The sequence below is a fragment of the Vibrio sp. 10N.222.52.B12 genome, assembly GCF_002875385.1.
In the GTDB taxonomy this organism is placed as follows: Bacteria; Pseudomonadota; Gammaproteobacteria; order Enterobacterales; family Vibrionaceae; genus Vibrio; species Vibrio jasicida.
Genome location: NZ_MDAW01000036.1, coordinates 51,035 through 67,966 on the forward strand (window position 1 = coordinate 51,035; position 16,932 = coordinate 67,966).

A 16,932-nucleotide genomic window follows, 5' to 3' on the forward strand; every position below is an offset into this window, starting at 1 on the left:
AATTCACTTTTTTTCGACATTGTGCCTATATCGTTTTCTTTTTATTAGACTAATCTCTTAGTCAAATTGTTGAGATTAAATGTAGGTCAAGTATTTAAATGGCTGTTCTTTTAAGGGATAATTGTGAGCCCGATCATCAAACCAACAACTCGGAGACCTCTGTGTCAAAATCATCCATGTTCAAGAAAACGCTAAGTGGTCTTGTTCTGACAGCATCTGCTTCAGCAAACGCAAGCCAGTACGATATGACTAATCATATTGAGTTTTCTTACACGCCTGATTGCTTGTCAGGTTACTGCGAAACAACCACTCTGTATAGCTTCGAGCCACAAAATCGTAGTTTCGCTATGGGTCTGGATAATGATGACTCTTTAAACCTTGACGCTGGTCTTCAACCAAAACACCTCATCATCCCTAAAGATAAAGATTGGGACTATTTAATGGGGCAGACATACACCATTCTTGGCTTGAGTGTCGCAACCGTCGGTTTGATGACACTGCTACCTGAAAGCATCACGAAATGGGACGATGAAGATCGTGACATGAGTAAGCTTGGTAGTAAATGGAAAGACAACGTTTCAAGCGGTCCAGTTTGGGATCGTGATGAACACTTCCTAAACTACGTTATGCACCCATACTTTGGCGGTGTTTACTATACGGCTGCACGTCACGCAGGCTACAACGAGTTTGAATCGTTTTTATATTCTGCGACCATGTCGACGTTCTTCTGGGAATACGGCGTAGAAGCATTTGCAGAAATCCCATCATGGCAAGACTTGTTTATTACTCCATTTTTTGGTGCCGTGGTTGGTGAGATGATGCTAACAGCCGAGCAAGACATTATTGCAGGTGGTGGCGAGGTGATGGGTTCAGAAACAATGGGGGATGTGTCTCTGTTCTTCCTAAACCCGGTTGGTCATATCCACTATTGGGTATCCGACGCTTGGGGTGGTAGCGCAGAATTCCAATTCAGCTCATCGCCTTGGTTCGGCAACCAAGATGCCGCGAAATTCGCGATGGACGCAGGCGCAAGCTACGACAACGTCTTCTACGGTTTTGAAATGAAGGTAACCTTCTAAAACCAAACATTTAAGAAGCAGCTCACGAGCTGCTTTTTTTGTGCCCCAAGCATAGTTTTCATTATTTACATCACGAATTAGTGTGAAAAATTGACCTTTGTCAAACCTAACCCTCCCCCAACATCTACACTGAATTTAAGGAAAAACTCTATTAACTTAAGTTCTTGAACCTTAAGCCCAAATAACTATAGCGATACGTCTACCGTGCCGCACCCAAACCTTATTCCGGGAGGGGACATTATGAACACAGTGTTTATCGTTAATTTTGTCGGTCAGGCATCACCAGCGACCATTAAACAGCTTGCAGCTGTTACACACGAAAACGACGGCAAATGGTTAATCAGTAAAGTGAACTTTATTGAAGATCAGGTCGCCGGTGTTATCAAGGTTGAACTTCCTGAAGAAAACGCAGACATTGTTAAAGAAGCGTTTTCAGCGTGCCAAACATTGGTCGTAAAATTTGTTGATTCAGAACCGTATGCTCACGCTCAAGAGACGGTTTTTCAATTGCGTCTGGATGCCAACGACCGAGCTGGTATCGTCAATGAAATCACTCATGTCCTAGACGGACAAGGCATCTCTATTCTTGATATGGACTGCCAACGTGTGTTTATTGCTGGCGGCGGCGGTGTTAGCTCAAGTCTTTTCAGTGCGAAAATGGCGATTAAGTTGCCAAGTGAGTTAGGCATTGATGACGTAGCGAATGAGCTAGAAGCACTAAGTGAAGATACGCGCGTGATTGTTGAAGGTTAACGCACTGTTCCCACTCTATCATCCAATAAAAAGAGCAGCGTTATGCTGCTCTTTTTTGATTTATCTTGGACAATTTGGTAATTACTTCACTGTCCATTGAGACAACGAACGTTTGAAATCGGAGTAATCAAACTCGTTCAGTTTTTGAATCTCGCCGCTTGAACGCTCGCAGTACACAGACGGCATACGTAGACCGTTAAACCAGTTCAGCTTCACCATGGTGTAACCCGCGCTATCCAGAATGTGCAGACGCTGACCAATCTCTAGTGGTTGCTCAAAGTTCGCCACACAGAACTGGTCACCGGCCAGACAAGAACACGAACCAATCACGTATTCATGCTCGCCGCTTTCAGACGCTTCCAGAATTGACGCTGGCTCATTGTAAATCAAGGTATCTAGTCTATGCGCTTCCGTTGCCGAATCCACAATCGCTGTCTTCTTCACGTTCTCAACGATATCTACTACAGTCACGACAAGATCCGTGGTCTTGGTAATGATGGCTTCACCCGGCTCTAGGTACATTTGCACACCATGTTTTTCTGAGAAAGCTTTTAGCGCAAGACCTAGCTTCTCGATGTCGTAGCCCGGCCATGTGAAGAATACACCACCGCCCATGCTTACCCAGTCTAGCTTGTTTAGGTACTCGCCAAACTGCTCTGAGATCGAATCAAGCAAGCCGATAAATGCGTCTACGTCTTTGTTCTCACAGTTCATGTGGAACATCACGCCATCAATACCATCGAAAATTTCTGGCTTGATGTGGTCAGCTTGTACGCCCAAACGAGAGTATTGGCGTGCTGGGTTCGCTAAATCTTGACCCGCGTAGCTTACACCTGGGTTTAGACGCAAACCAATCGATGCTTTACCTTCAACAATATGACGGTATGCCGCCAGCTGTGACTGAGAGTTGAAGATCATCTTGTCGCAGATATCTGCTACTTCACGGACATCATCTTCGCTATAACCCACGCTGTATGCGTGCGTCTCACCGCCGAAAGTTTCGTAGCCAAGCTTTACTTCAAACGGACCAGAGCTGGTTGTCCCGTCTAGGTAAGGCTTGATGATGTCGAACACACCCCATGTTGAGAAGCACTTAAGTGCCAACACCAGCTTCACACCAGAGATATCTTTCAGCTGTTTTGCTTTCTCTAAGTTCTCAACCAACTTGTCTTCATTGATCATGAAGTACGGGGTTTTCAGTTGTTCTTTGCTCATAACTAACCATTTATCAACGATTAACCCCCTCTAACTCCCCCTTAGAAAGGGGGAGGATTAAACCAAGCCACCTCTACTCTTGCCAAAAAAGTGGAGAGATTGAAACCACGATCAGTCTGTTTCTGCTACTCCCCTTAAAAAGGAAAGTGGAAACTGTACTCGGTTTGCCTCAACTTCCCCCCTTTTAAAAGTGGAAGATTTGAAACTAAGCTCGGCCTTTCTTTGCTCCTCCCCTTTTCAAGGGGAGGCTGGGAGGGGTTAACCTTAAATACGACAAAAGCAGCCACGGCTTCACGCCATGACTGCTCGAGTAATCTAAATAAGTTTAACCTTAAACTTATTTGTTCAGTTCGTGAATCAGCGGCAAACCTTGACCTGCTTCTAATTCCTGAACATGCCAATCAAGACCGATAGTTGGCATTGTTTCTAGGAACGGGTCTGGGTTTAGCTGTTCCATGTTGAACACACCTTTATCTGCCCATTCGCCGCGGAAGAATTGCAACGCAGCTGTAATTGCTGGCACACCTGTTGTGTAAGAGATCGCTTGGTGTTCTACATCTTCGTAAGCCACTTCGTGGTCTGCGTTGTTGTAGATAAACACGCTACGCTCTTTGCCGTCTTTCTTACCTTGAACCCAAGTACCGATACACGTTAGGCCAGTGTAGCCTGGCGCTAAAGACGTTGGATCTGGCAACATCGCTTTTAGTACATGAAGAGGTTGAACGACTGTACCATCGTGTAGCGTTAGCGGATCTGGGCTCAATAGGCCAATATCACGCATTACATTGAAGTAGTTTAGGTAACGGTCACCGAAACCCATCCAGAATTCAATGCGTTTCGCAGGGATAAACTCTTTCATTGAGCGAACTTCATCGTGCGCCATTGAGTACACTTTGTGTGAACCACAGTTCGGGAAATCGAACTCTAGCATACGAGAGTGACAAGGTACTTGTTTCCACTCGCCGTTTTCCCAGTAGAACGAATCGCCTTGGATCTCAAGCATGTTCGTTTCTGGGTCAAAGTTCGTCGCAAACTTCTTACCGTGGTCGCCTGCGTTCACGTCCATTACGTCGATAGTGTCAATTTCATCAAACAGATGCTTCACTGCGTACGCCGCAAATACTGATACTACGCCTGGATCGAAACCCGCACCTAGGATACCTGTGATACCCGCTTCTTCGAACTTCTCACGGTAGCCCCACTGCCAATCGTAAGCTTCTGGTACTTGTTGGCCTTCAGAACATAGGTCTACTGCTACTGATGTATCTAAGTATGAAACTTTTGCTCGGTAACACGCTTCCATGATTGGCATGTTAACCCACGGAGGACCCGCGTTAATCACTAGATCCGGTTTTACTTCTTCAATAAGAGCAACCAGAGAATCTACGTCGTCAGCATTCACTGCACGCGCGTCTAGTTTCTTAGCTGAATCTTTCAGGTTGTTTTTCTTCTGAATCGATTCGATGATCTTCTGACACTTACCGATAGTACGTGATGCGATTGTGATATCACCCAGAACGTCGTTATTTTGTGCTGCTTTATGTGCAACAACCCAGCCAACGCCGCCTGCACCAATCTGTAGAACTGCCATAGTTTTCCGTTACCTTTATTAAACTAGCTCAACTGCTAGCGTGTTGATTTTCAAGAGCAAAGATTCAAAGTCCGCTGTCGTCAAACAAGGATTCAAAATCGTAAATTTAAGAGCGGTCTTACCATCAACAATGGTTTCACCAAGAACTGCAATACCGCGAGTCAGCGCTTCAAGACGCAATGCTTTGTTCAGTTCATCTAGATCCGCACACGTGTTTGTTACGGGAACGTTTGTTGCACGGAATAGAACAGTAGAAAGTGCTGGTTCAGCGAGAAGTTCGAACTGCTCGTGGTTGCGAATCATGTCAGCAACTTGCTGCGTTTGTACCAATAAGTGGTCGTACATATCACCAAGCGTCTTAGGACCGACGTTTTGCATCGTCATAAAGACTTTCAATGCATCAAAGCGCTTCGTGGTTACAATAGATTTGTCGACCAAGTTTGGTAGCTCATCATGTTCACGGTTTAGGTAGTCAGCATGATGAAGTAAGAACTTAAAGTTCGACTTGTCGTTCACCAGCAACGCGCCACAACTGATTGTTTGGTAGAACAGTTTGTGGAAGTCGACACTGATTGAGTGTGCACGCTCTACACCCTTCAGGCGTGATTTGTAGCTGCTAAGAATCAATGCACCACCGTAAGCGCCATCCACGTGCATCCACATTTCGTGTTTCGCTGCCATATCAGCAATGAAATCTAAATCGTCAATTGCACCGTGATCAGTCGTACCCGCTGTGCCAACAATAGCGAATGGAATCAAACCTTCTGCTTTTGCCTGCGTTAGAACATGATCTAACTGAGTAATGTCCATTGTGCCGTCAGCGTTCGCATCGACGGTCATCACGGCTTTCTCACCTAGCCCCATCCAAGATGCTGACTTTTGAACCGTGAAGTGTGATTTCTTAGAACACACAATGCGCAGTTTGTCTGCGTAATCAGGAAGACCGAGCTTTTGGATTGAGTGGTTGCTTAGCTTGTCTGCAATCCAGTCACGCGCCAGCATCAGGCCCATCTGGTTACTTTGTGTACCGCCGCTAGTGAAGATGCCATCCGCCTTATCACCAAGCTCGAATTTGTCACACAGCCAGTTAATTACCTTCTGCTCAACGTAAGTCGCAGACGATGCTTGATCCCATGAATCCATTGATTGGTTCAACGCTGCAATCATGGCTTCTGCCGCTACCGCAGGCATGAGAGGAGGCGTATGCAAGTGAGCAATACAATCAGGGTGCTGAGTGAAAATCGCATTCTTCGCAACAAGCTCTGCTGATTCATCAATCACTGATTTTAGCGATGCGTTTTTGTTGTCTAGGTCGACCGCGTTAATCGCCGCTTCCAGCAATTTTGGCTCCATCCCCGAGTATGGTGAATTCACCTGCTCAAACACTGACTTCATTGCTGAAGTCATGTGATTCATCACAGACGCAAACTCAGTACCACCAAGCTCACCGGTTTGAATGAAGTGCTTCTTCCACTCTTCTTGTGGGTCTGTTTCAACGTGGCTACCACCCGCCGCGATAATGGCGTCTTCCAATACTCGGAGGGCAAAGTCGATTTGCTCGAAAGAGATGATAAGTGGTGGAAGGAAACGAATCACAGAGCCGTCACGGCCGCCCTTTTCTACCATCAAGCCACGTTCAAGTGCCGCGCGTTGAATATCTAGGGTAAGTTGGCCATCCGACAAAGACTCGCCGAACTTATTTAGTTCGCCGTTTGGACTCTTAATTTCTACACCCAGCATTAAGCCTTTACCGCGAACATCTGCAATACAGTTAACGCGTTTTTGAATGCTCTCAAGACCAAAGCGTAGGTACTGGCCTGCAACGTTTGCATGCTCTACAAGGTTGTCGCGCTGGATGATTTCTAGTGCTTTCGCACCTGACACCATTGCTAACTGGTTGCCACGGAAAGTACCAGTGTGCTCACCTGGCTTCCATGTATCGTGTTGTTTGTTGATCACCAATAGTGACATTGGCAAGCCACCACCGATCGCTTTAGACAAACATAAAATATCAGGAACAATACCCGCTTCTTCAAACGCGAAGTTGTAGCCCGACTTGCCAACACCACATTGAATTTCATCGAAGATCAACAAGATACCATGATCATCACAAATACGGCGTAGTTCACGTAGCCAGAACGCAGGAGCAGGAATAACACCGCCCTCACCTTGTACCGGTTCTGCAATGATTGCAGCAGGTTTCATGATGCCTGCTTCGTCGTCGTTCAGTAGACGCTCGATGTAACGAATACTCGCTTTCGCACCCTCGTCACCGCCTAGACCAAACGGACAACGTAAGCTGTATGGGAAGGGCATAAAGTGTACGTCTGACATCAAACCGGTACGACGAGCCTTAGTGCCCAAGTTACCCATCATGCCCATAGTGCCGTTCGTCATGCCGTGGTAGGCACCGCGAAAAGCAAACATGGTATTACGACCTGTGGTTTGCTTCGCCAGTTTGATCGCGGCTTCAACAGCATCTGCACCAGAAGGGCCACAAAACTGAATCACACAGTTGTCGCTCAACTCTTGAGGTAGGAAGCCTTTAACAGACTTAATGAAATGCGTTTTCGCAGATGTTGCGATATCCAGAGTCTGGTACGGCAAACCAGAATCCAATTGTTCTTTTAGCGCTTGGTTGATTTCTGGGTGATTATAACCCAGAGCCAAAGTGCCCGCCCCCGCAAGACAGTCTAAGAAGATTTGACCACGAGTGTCTTCAACCAAACAACCATAGGCTTGTTTTATCGCGATTGGCAGACGACGTGGATAAGATCGAACCTCAGATTCATGCTCCGCCTGATCAATAAGAATTTGATCTGGCGTTAAATCATACGTTCCTTCAACTACAGGAACCTGGGAAGAAAAAAAGTTTGCGATAGTATTATCGACTTCAAAGGCAGTGCTCATACTACATAATCCCTTGAATTATAATGATTCTCTTTCCTGTATTTATTATCGTTAGTATTAAATAACAGGAGATACAGATACACCTCCGCATTCGTCATTACTTAAATGACAAATACAGATAACCCGTCACGACAAGCGCGACTTTTATAAATATTGGGAAGTAATCAAGGTTCCGTAATGCACCCATTTTGTAAAACAGGACATTTCGGCAGTATGAAGCTGATTAGTGTGTGGTTGTTAAAAGGTTTCAATGTTGGGTTTCCCATAAACATGCTGCGTTTACAGCATTAGTATCCCGTCTATCGACAAATGGCTTTGCCGATACCTACCCTACGTAGTGTCACAATCAGCTTGAATGGTCACTACGCGTATCCCCCAGAGAATCAAATGTCGTAAAAGTTACGCTCCGAGATTGCGCGCGAATTTATCACAAAATAAAATCTTCTGGCAATATGTTTTCACAGGTTGCATATTGATTGAGATCACAAACAACAGCAAACGTTTACTCCATTCATTTTTAATCATATCAAACCGTATCGCTGCAGTTTTGCACCGCAAAGGTTCGTGCTTTAGAGGAAACAGACTATCGATAACAGCGATTCGAGGAACGGAAGAAACGGCTCAGAAGATCTGAAAAGAAAAAGCGTGAGAGGCATATTCAAAGCCCACCACTAAAAATGAAGCCTTGATGAAAACAGCCATGCGGAATGATAGATACGAAAAAGCCCAGCATAAATGCTGGGCTTTCGAATCTGGAGCGACACACGAGGTTCGAACTCGTGACCTCAACCTTGGCAAGGTTGCGCTCTACCAACTGAGCTAGTGTCGCAGATTTTGAGATGGTGCCCCGGGCCGGACTTGAACCGGCACAACGCGAACGTCGAGGGATTTTAAATCCCTTGTGTCTACCAATTCCACCACCAGGGCACACAAATTTCTTTGTGATGCCTTTACAGAAAAGTAAAACACCATCGTCTGATACCGCTTAACGCCATATCATTTTTATTTGGAGCGACACACGAGGTTCGAACTCGTGACCTCAACCTTGGCAAGGTTGCGCTCTACCAACTGAGCTAGTGTCGCATTCATTCTCAAAGAGAATAATGGAGGCGCCTCCCGGAGTCGAACCGAGGTCCACGGATTTGCAATCCGCTGCATAGCCACTCTGCCAAGGCGCCTCATTTGTGAAGGAAGGTCAACTTCTTTCACCACCCTTTCGAGCAATGCTCTCTTGGGTACGGGATGCATTCTACGGATTCGAGCGATCGAGTCAACACTATTTTTATTTTTTTAAATCGTTTGACCAGATTTTGTGCGAAAGACGGTAAATTGATTAGTTTTAATACTGAGAATCTCCCAAATACACTTGTTTATCATGAATTTTGGGCTATTTTCCCTCCCTTTATCATGTATTCCGCTAGCCCCCAACAGTAGAGAAATTCGTACTTGAGTATCCGACCACGGCCCAGCGAGTAAAAACCAGACTTAGATCACAGTTACTATTAAGGCTGCTTTCTCTCAAGCAATAAAAAAGCAGGCTAATAGCCTGCTTTCTAAATTCATCTGTTTCGATTACTTAGTGATGTTCTTCATTAAGTAAATCATCTTTCGCCGCAGCTAGGTATTGAACCATAGACCAGTATGTTAAGAACGTGGCAACGTAAAGCGCTCCAAAGCCAAGCCATACCATCCAGTCGTCGTAACGCCAGATCAAAACCCAAAGGGCGAACATCTGAGATACGGTTTTGACTTTGCCGACCCAAGAAACCGCAACACTCGCACGTTTACCGATTTCTGCCATCCATTCACGCAATGCAGAGATGATGATTTCACGAGCAATCATTGTGACTGCTGGAATCGTTACCCAAATCGAGTGGTAATGCTCAGTAATCAAAATCAGCGCTGTCGCCACCAGTACCTTGTCTGCTACTGGGTCAATGAAAGCACCGAATCGAGAGGTTTGGCCTAACTTACGGGCTAACATGCCATCTAACCAATCGGTAAAACCCGCAACCCAGAAAACCATTGCCGCAGCAAAAGGAGCCCAAGAGTAAGGTAGATAGAAAACAACCACGAAAACTGGGATTAGGAACAGTCTAAGTAGAGACAGAATGTTCGGGATATTCAAACGCATTTTATTATTCTCTTACACATTGCGTGTTAATGTTGCGGGATTTTCCTTATTGTTTCAATGCTTGGAAAATAATTTCTGCCAAAGAGTGACTAATTCCTGGCACTTTGGCGATTTCTTCGACACTTGCCCGCTTGAGTTCTTGTAAACCGCCCATGTATTTCAGCAAAGCTTGACGACGTTTGGGACCAACGCCTTCAATCCCTTCTAACGCACTGGTACGTCTGGTTTTTCCGCGTTTGGCTCTATGACCTGCAATAGCATGATTATGGCTTTCATCGCGAATATGTTGAATGAGGTGCAGTGCTGGCGCATCACTTGGCAAGTTAAACTCCTCACCATCTACGGTAATTAAGGTTTCAAGCCCCGGCTTACGGGTTACCCCTTTTGCGATACCGATCATCGTTGGACGCTTTGGCCAGTCTCCCCAATATTGCGAAATGATCTCATGAGATCTATTTAGCTGACCTTTACCACCATCGATAAAGATGATGTCTGGGATCTTTTCTACGTCCAACTGCTTTGAATAACGACGCTCTAACGCCTGCCCCATCGCAGCATAGTCATCACCACCTGTAATGCCCGTGATGTTGTAACGGCGATATTCTTGTTTTACCGGGCCTTCACCATTAAATACCACACACGACGCAATCGTACTTTCGCCCATCGTGTGCGAGATATCGAAACATTCCATACGACTTATCGACTCCATTCCCAACACCTCACGCAGCGCTTTGAAGCGTTGGTTAATGGTCATCTTATGGTTAATCTTAGTCGTAATCGCCGTCAATGCGTTGGTGTTGGACAGTTTGAGGTAACGAGCACGAGAGCCTGTCGGTGAAGTATGAAATTGCACCTTACGCCCTGCTACGTCACTTAACGCTTGCTGTATAGACAACACATCCTCACCTAGCTCTTGGTTCAAAATAATGCGAGAAGGGATGGTGCGCGCCTCGTTATGACTCAAATAGTACTGAGTAAGAAAGCTATCGAAGACTTCTTGTTGACTGGTATTGTGCGGGATCTTAGGGAAATGACTGCGACTGCCTAGCACCTTGCCCTGACGGATCATCAGGATATGGATACAAGCGATGCCGTTTTCTTGTGCAAAACCGAGTACATCCATATCGTCCATGCTGTCTTCAGAAACATATTGCTGCTCCTGAACACGGCGAATAGCTTGAATTTGGTCTCGGAACTTAGCCGCGTCTTCAAAGCGAAGCTGCTGACTGGCCAACTCCATCTTTTCGATGAGTTGCTCTAGCACTTGCTTATCTTTGCCTTGCAAGAACAACCGGACCAAACCCACCAGTTCAGCATATTCTTCGTCGGAAATAATGGTGCTGACACAAGGTCCTGCACAGCGACCAATTTGATACATCAAGCACGGTCGAGTTCGGTTAGAGTAAACCGTATCTTCACACTGTCGAACGGGTAAGATTTTTTGCAATAAATGCAACGTCTCGCGCACTGCACCAGAATCAGGATATGGACCAAAGTACTCACCTTTACGTTTTTTAGCACCACGATGCATAGATAATCGAGGATGTTTATGTCCACTAATAAAAATGTAAGGATAGGATTTATCGTCACGTAGTAGGACATTGTACTTAGGTAAATACTGCTTGATGTAGTTATGCTCAAGAATGAGCGCTTCCGTCTCTGTATGAGTTACTGTGACATCAATCTTGGCGATATTGCTAACGAGGGCGCGGGTCTTTTCACTGTCTACTTTTTTACGAAAGTAACTGGAAAGACGTTTTTGGAGATCTTTGGCTTTGCCTACGTAAATAACAACAGCCTCGGCGTTGTACATTCTGTAAACGCCGGGCTGATGAGTTACTGTCTTGAGAAAGGAAGCCGAATCGAAGGGAGGATTCACACTAAAGGGTCTCGGTGTCCAGCATTCCATGGCGAATCGCTAAGTGTGTCAACTCAACGTCACCGTTAATGTCCAGTTTGCTAAACAGACGGTAGCGGTAGCTGTTGACTGTTTTTGGACTTAAATTCAATTGTTCAGAAATATCCGTAACTTTCTGACCTTTGGTGATCATCATCATGATCTGTAATTCGCGTTCTGAAAGGTCTTTAAATGGGTTTTCAGAGGCTGGTGAGAATTGACTCAACGCCATTTGTTGCGCGATCTCTGGGGAGATATAACGCTGCCCACTATTAACTACACGAATTGCATTAACCATTTCATCAGGACCTGCGCCTTTGGTCAAATAACCAGAAGCCCCTGCCTGCATCACCTTAGTAGGGAACGGATTTTCCGTATGAACGGTTAGTACGATGATTTTTACATCAGGATTCACGCGAAGAATTTTTTTCGTGGCTTCCAAGCCGCCAATTCCTGGCATGTTCATATCCATTAAAACAACGTCGGCATGATTACTGCGACACCATTTTACTGCTTCTTCACCGCTGTCAGCTTCTCCTGCTACGTTCATTCCACGGACGTCTTCAATAATACGTCGTATCCCTGTGCGAACCAGCTCGTGATCATCTACAAGGAAAACATTTATCAAACTTGTATCTCCACACTTTTATTGGCTCTGCACCCACATAACTTGGTTAAATGTGGATATCAGTATGAGTGCCTATATAATAACGCATTAGGCAAAAAATTGCTTTCTATGAATATGTGCTCAAACGCAAAATTTGGCAAGAACTTATTCATAAACCACTCTATTATTTGAGTGAAAGACCTGCAAAGCCGAAATTTAAGACAAGCTAATTAACAACAGAAATTCCCATAAATCAAGCAACTAGGTTTCATATTGTTTAGCAGTGCGCAATATCAACCCTAAATGGTTATTCCATAAGCGAGCAAACGTGGCCTAACAAGCGAAAACATGGGCTCTTCTTCCCCCATACCGACTCAGGGTTTTACTGGTTATTTTTACAGTTCTTAATGTTAGAATAGTGAACTCAAAGAATTATAAGGTTTCTCTCTTTTGAATATCCAACAAGGCTTCCTACTCACTCGTCAAGCACGAGTCATCAAAGGCCAAACGCAAATTGAACTTTGGCTTTCGACAGAGGACGGACCAACTCAATTGCTGATTCATGGGGAAAAACCGGTGTTCTTTGTTGAACAAGCGCACCTTGAACAAGTCAATATGCTGGCTGCTTCAAAACAGCTCGAGGTGTCAGTAAAACCACTCCAACTCAAAAACTTCCAACACTCAGCTCTCGCGGCTTGCTACACCCACAACACCAAAGACGCTTTCGCTTTGCAAGATGCTCTGACACAAAATGACATCATTCATTATGAAGGGGATGTGCGCTTAGCTGATCGCTACCTTATGGAACGTTTTATCAAAGGTAGTATTGAGTTTACGGGCAACCGACAGTTCCTTAATGGCTTCCAACGTGTCCAAAATGCGAAATGCCGTAGTGGCGAATATGAACCAAATCTGCACGTTGTTTCCCTTGATTTGGAATGTTCAGAGAAAGGCATTCTTTATTCAATCGGTTTAGACAGCCCTGTAGATTCTCGCGTAATCATGATTGGTGAACCGGAGCCCGCAGAAACAAAAATCCAATGGGTGAAAGACGAGAGAGCATTACTTGAAGCTATGATTGATTGGTTTAAGCAGTTCGACCCGGATGTCATTGTTGGCTGGAACGTCATTGACTTCGACTTCCGCCTCTTACACAAACGTGCAGAATGGCACAGTATGAAGCTAATGATTGGTCGAGCGGATCAAGCCAGCTTTTTCCGGAGTTCAGCGCAAAGCCAGCAAGGGTTTATCTCGATTCCCGGCCGTGTGGTTCTCGATGGTATCGATACCTTAAAGACAGCAACATATCATTTCCGTTCATGGTCACTTGAGTCTGTATCTCAAGAGTTGCTTGGCGAAGGTAAAGAAATTCATAACGTGCATGACCGAATGGACGAGATCAATCGCATGTACCGATTGGATAAGCCCTCTCTTGCAAAATATAACCTGCAAGATTGCGTTTTGGTAAATAAGATTTTCGACCATACCCACCTACTCGACTTCGCTATTGAACGATCACGTTTAACGGGAGTGGAACTGGATCGCGTAGGGGGCTCAGTGGCAGCGTTTACTAACTTGTATTTGCCACAGATTCACCGTGCAGGTTATGTCGCACCTAACCTACATCCCGAGAACTGGATCGCTAGCCCAGGCGGTTATGTGATGGATTCTATTCCGAATCTGTATGACTCAGTCTTGGTATTGGATTTTAAAAGCCTATATCCATCGATCATTCGTTCTTTCTTGATTGACCCAATGGGCTTAGTCGAAGGTTTACAGCTTGAAATCGGCAAGGCAGATGATGAAGCCGTCCCGGGATTCCGTGGCGGTCAGTTCCATCGCTCGAAACACTTCCTACCGGAGATGATTGAGAAGCTGTGGGCCGCGCGTGATGTCGCCAAAAAGAATAACGAGAAAGCCTTTTCGCAAGCAATTAAGATCATCATGAACTCATTCTATGGTGTGCTAGGTTCGTCTGGCTGCCGTTTCTTTGATACCCGCCTTGCTTCAAGCATCACCATGCGTGGCCACGAGATCATGAAGCAAACCAAGGTGCTGATTGAAGACAAAGGCTATCAAGTGATTTATGGCGATACCGATTCCACCTTCGTATCTTTAAATGGCGCTTATAGCCAAGAAGAGGCGGATGAGGTTGGGAATACGCTGGTCGACTACATCAACCACTGGTGGACGGAACACTTAAGGAGTGAATACAACTTAACGTCTATTCTCGAAATTGAATACGAGACCCATTACCGCAAGTTCTTAATGCCGACAATTCGTGGGGCAGAGACAGGCTCTAAGAAACGTTACGCCGGGCTGATTGGCGAAGGCGAACAAGAGCGCATTATCTTCAAAGGATTAGAAAGCGCTCGAACTGACTGGACGCCTCTGGCACAGAAGTTCCAGAACACCTTGTATCAAATGGTTTTTCACGGTGAAGATCCAAGTGACTACGTGCGAGAAATGGTCGAGAAAACCAACAGCGGCGAATTCGATGATCAATTGGTGTATCAGAAACGCCTACGTCGAAAGCTGCACGAATACCAAAAGAACATTCCACCACAGGTGCGAGCCGCACGCTTAGCAGATGACATCAATGCTAAACTTGGGAGACCGTTGCAGTATCAAAACCGTGGTCGAATCGAATACCTGATTACCGTAAATGGACCAGAGCCACACGAATACCTAAACAGTCCTATCGATTACCAACATTACATTGATAAACAACTAAAGCCGGTCGCCGATGCTATTCTGCCGTTTATCGGCACTGACTTTGAGCAACTGTCAGCGCCTCAAATGGGATTATTTTAGAAGATACTACGCATAGATGGCGTGGCTTAACCTATTCGGAACTCGGTTTTTTGATACTGCTTTACAAGCCAACTTCCAAAGCCATCCATCAAACCAAGTACAGAGCGTTTGGGAATTGCTCGACCAGCCAGCAAGATACCCAAACGTTCGATCTCCAATTGCTTTTCAGGGTGATACTTCAAAAATACCTCACCGCATTCAACAGGATCATCAAACCAACGTTTATCTCGATACATCACCAACGAATAAGACGCTCGCAGTAATTTCTTCGCAATCACGATTTGTGCCGCTACCTGCTCTTTTACGCTGCTGGCTTGGCTAATCTTACTTCGATAGACTGAGATCCAATCTTCCACATCCATATTCCAGTGTTTAGCAATTTCCCAACTTGGAACATAATCGCCAAAACAATCGCCTAAGCTCTCACCATACACACAAACGCAACAATGCTTGAGCATAAACCCCCAAGTAAAAATACTGTCTAGGTTTGCTACCTCACTCACCAGCGCGGTACGAATAGAAACACCTTGAACTTGTGGGTGTCCCTGCTGCGCTCGCCATTTGATGGTGTTGAGTATTGTTGCTCGGTTGTTGTCAAAACTGGACTTCGTTACCACCACCAGATCAAGATTTGATTTACCTGCAATGGCACTTTTTCGCGCAACACTGCCATACACGTAAACACTATGCAGGTTAGCACCGAGGCCGCCTTTTAGGCACGCTAGCACCTCTCGAATAAGAGGTTCAAATTCTGGTTGGAAAGGTTGTTTTGGATTGATAACAGAGAGAGACATTGATTGAAACGCGATCTCGAGTTTTTAGCGAACGATGGTCAATATGATCCACTAGCTATGGTTTTGAATCAAGCCCATTCAGCCGTTTCATTAGGATTAAACAACAACGATTAATTTTGGTGCCAGACAAACAAGTTAGCGCTATAATCACCAAGTTTTGCTTAATAAGTGTAAATAGGAAAATACAATGCCAAAGGCAAGTGAAATCAAAAAAGGCTTCGCAATCGAGTCTAATGGTAAAACTCTTCTAGTTAAAGACATCGAAGTTACGACTCCTGGTGGTCGTGGCGGTGCTAAGATCTACAAAATGCGTTGTACAGATCTAAACACTGGCGCTCGTGTAGATGAGCGTTACAAATCTGATGATGTGGTTGAAACGGTAGAAATGAACAAACGTGCAGTTGTGTACTCATACGCTGATGGCGATGAGCACATCTTCATGGATAACGAAGACTACTCACAATACACATTCAAACACAACGAAGTTGAAGATGAGCTTCTGTTCATCAACGAAGACACTCAAGGTATCCACCTTATTCTAATCAACGGCTCTGCTGTTGGTATCGAGCTTCCTTCTTCTGTTGAGCTAGTGATTGAAGAAACTGACCCTTCAATTAAAGGTGCATCTGCATCTGCACGTACTAAACCAGCACGCTTTGCTTCAGGCCTTGTAATTCAAGTTCCTGAGTACATCGCGACTGGTGACCGCGTGATCATCAACACGACTGAACGTAAATACATGAGCCGAGCATAAGCATGTCTGATTTGATTTCTTACGACGACGTTATCGACGCTGCGTACGACATCTTCCTTGAAATGGCTCCAGATAACCTAGAGCCAGCTGATGTCATTCTGTTTACCGCGCAATTTGAAGATCGTGGTGCCGCAGAACTTGTTGAAACCGGTGATGACTGGGTTGAACATGTTGGCTTCGACATCGACAAAGAAGTGTATGCAGAAGTTCGAATCGGCTTAGTAAACGAGGAAAATGACGTACTTGATGACGTGTTTGCTCGTATGCTAATCAGTCGAGACCCAGAACATAAGTTCTGCCATATGCTTTGGAAACGTGATTAACGATTTCCTCATCATGATCAAAAACACCAGCCTCTCGCTGGTGTTTTTTATGTCAGTAAGT

At 45.2% G+C, this 16,932-nt stretch carries 12 protein-coding genes and 4 tRNA genes; 5 read left to right on the forward strand and 11 right to left on the reverse strand.

Annotation, left to right across the window (positions count from 1 at the left end; translation table 11 throughout):
* Positions 1-176: 176 nt before the first annotated feature.
* Together BCT11_RS02275 and BCT11_RS02280 are read left to right on the forward strand one after the other, a co-directional pair.
* On the forward strand, positions 177-1,079 hold the full coding sequence (locus tag BCT11_RS02275) for a DUF3943 domain-containing protein (RefSeq protein WP_038871838.1): 903 nt from the start codon (positions 177-179) through the stop codon (positions 1,077-1,079).
* A gap of 240 nt (positions 1,080-1,319) precedes the next feature.
* The gene (locus BCT11_RS02280; protein WP_102386968.1) at positions 1,320-1,832 is read left to right on the forward strand and encodes an ACT domain-containing protein; all 513 of its coding nucleotides are present in this window, start codon (positions 1,320-1,322) and stop codon (positions 1,830-1,832) included.
* An 81-nt stretch (positions 1,833-1,913) separates the two neighbouring features.
* On the opposite strand, the gene nspC is transcribed toward BCT11_RS02280, so the two are convergent.
* The 10 genes from nspC to uvrY all read right to left on the reverse strand — a co-directional run bounded on the left by nspC (position 1,914) and on the right by uvrY (position 12,207).
* On the reverse strand, positions 1,914-3,047 hold the full coding sequence (gene nspC, locus BCT11_RS02285; protein ID WP_045416258.1) for a carboxynorspermidine decarboxylase: 1,134 nt from the start codon (positions 3,045-3,047) through the stop codon (positions 1,914-1,916).
* A gap of 337 nt (positions 3,048-3,384) precedes the next feature.
* On the reverse strand, positions 3,385-4,638 hold the full coding sequence (locus BCT11_RS02290) for a carboxynorspermidine synthase (protein WP_102386969.1): 1,254 nt from the start codon (positions 4,636-4,638) through the stop codon (positions 3,385-3,387).
* Positions 4,639-4,656: 18 nt separating this feature from the next.
* Positions 4,657-7,548, reverse strand: coding sequence for a pyridoxal phosphate-dependent class III aminotransferase (locus tag BCT11_RS02295; protein WP_102386970.1), 2,892 nt, complete (start codon positions 7,546-7,548; stop codon positions 4,657-4,659).
* Between the two features lie 753 nt (positions 7,549-8,301).
* Positions 8,302-8,377 (reverse strand) — tRNA-Gly (locus BCT11_RS02300).
* Between the two features lie 11 nt (positions 8,378-8,388).
* Positions 8,389-8,475: transfer RNA gene (locus tag BCT11_RS02305), tRNA-Leu, on the reverse strand.
* Positions 8,476-8,555: 80 nt separating this feature from the next.
* Positions 8,556-8,631, reverse strand: a tRNA-Gly gene (locus BCT11_RS02310).
* 21 nt (positions 8,632-8,652) lie between these two features.
* Positions 8,653-8,726: transfer RNA gene (locus BCT11_RS02315), tRNA-Cys, on the reverse strand.
* Between the two features lie 398 nt (positions 8,727-9,124).
* Positions 9,125-9,682 carry a CDP-diacylglycerol--glycerol-3-phosphate 3-phosphatidyltransferase gene (gene pgsA / locus BCT11_RS02320; protein WP_005530466.1) on the reverse strand — a complete coding sequence of 186 codons (558 nt, stop codon included), beginning with the start codon at positions 9,680-9,682 and terminating at the stop codon, positions 9,125-9,127.
* Positions 9,683-9,728: 46 nt separating this feature from the next.
* On the reverse strand, positions 9,729-11,561 hold the full coding sequence (gene uvrC / locus BCT11_RS02325) for an excinuclease ABC subunit UvrC (protein ID WP_102386971.1): 1,833 nt from the start codon (positions 11,559-11,561) through the stop codon (positions 9,729-9,731).
* A gap of 1 nt (position 11,562) precedes the next feature.
* Positions 11,563-12,207, reverse strand: a complete 645-nt coding sequence (uvrY, locus tag BCT11_RS02330; RefSeq protein WP_005434947.1) for a UvrY/SirA/GacA family response regulator transcription factor — start codon at positions 12,205-12,207, stop codon at positions 11,563-11,565.
* A gap of 429 nt (positions 12,208-12,636) precedes the next feature.
* Between uvrY and BCT11_RS02335 the strand changes: the two genes are divergently transcribed.
* Positions 12,637-15,000 (forward strand): DNA polymerase II, encoded by a 2,364-nt coding sequence (locus BCT11_RS02335; protein WP_102386972.1) that lies wholly within the window; start codon positions 12,637-12,639, stop codon positions 14,998-15,000.
* Positions 15,001-15,026: 26 nt separating this feature from the next.
* On the opposite strand, the gene BCT11_RS02340 is transcribed toward BCT11_RS02335, so the two are convergent.
* Positions 15,027-15,794 carry a nucleotidyltransferase domain-containing protein gene (locus tag BCT11_RS02340; RefSeq protein WP_054757123.1) on the reverse strand — a complete coding sequence of 256 codons (768 nt, stop codon included), beginning with the start codon at positions 15,792-15,794 and terminating at the stop codon, positions 15,027-15,029.
* Between the two features lie 187 nt (positions 15,795-15,981).
* Here BCT11_RS02340 and yeiP point away from each other — a divergent pair, with 187 nt between their 5' ends.
* Together yeiP and BCT11_RS02350 are read left to right on the forward strand one after the other, a co-directional pair.
* Positions 15,982-16,548, forward strand: coding sequence for an elongation factor P-like protein YeiP (yeiP, locus tag BCT11_RS02345; RefSeq protein WP_005431209.1), 567 nt, complete (start codon positions 15,982-15,984; stop codon positions 16,546-16,548).
* Positions 16,549-16,550: 2 nt separating this feature from the next.
* Entirely contained in the window at positions 16,551-16,871 is a 321-nt protein-coding gene (locus tag BCT11_RS02350) for an HI1450 family dsDNA-mimic protein (RefSeq protein ID WP_005431208.1), read from the forward strand.
* The last annotated feature ends 61 nt before the right edge of the window (positions 16,872-16,932 follow it).